This window comes from Frigoribacterium sp. Leaf186 (assembly GCF_001423905.1).
In the GTDB taxonomy this organism is placed as follows: Bacteria; Actinomycetota; Actinomycetes; order Actinomycetales; family Microbacteriaceae; genus Frigoribacterium.
The window spans coordinates 520-936 of the sequence record NZ_LMPQ01000005.1; the positions used below are offsets into that span (position 1 = coordinate 520).

General features: G+C 54.7%; 1 rRNA gene (only partly in view). It reads right to left on the reverse strand.

The features are described from left to right. Nucleotides 1-417, reverse strand: a 23S ribosomal RNA gene (locus tag ASG05_RS05415) (its annotated part extends past both window edges: 519 nt to the left, 992 nt to the right); the annotation flags it as partial.

The window sequence follows — 417 nt, forward strand, 5'->3', positions numbered from 1 at the left end:
TGGCTTATGCCATTGCACTCTAACAGACGGTTTCCAACCGTCCTGAGCCAACCTTCGCGCGCCTCCGTTACTCTTTAGGAGGCGACCGCCCCAGTCAAACTACCCGCCACAGAGGGTCCCTCGCCCAGTTTCATGGGCGCAGGTTAGACATCAGAAAACAACAGGGTGGTATTTCACCTATGGCTCCACGTCAGCTGGCGCCGACGCTTCAAAGCCTCCCACCTATGCTACACAGTTCTTTCCTAATGCCACTCTGAAGCTGCAGTAAAGGTGCACGGGGTCTTTCCGTCTAACCGCGGGTACTCCGCATCTTCACGGAGAATTCAATTTCGCTGAGCATGTCCTGGAGACAGTGGGGAAGTCGTTACGCCATTCGTGCAGGTCGGAACTTACCCGACAAGGAATTTCGCTACCTTA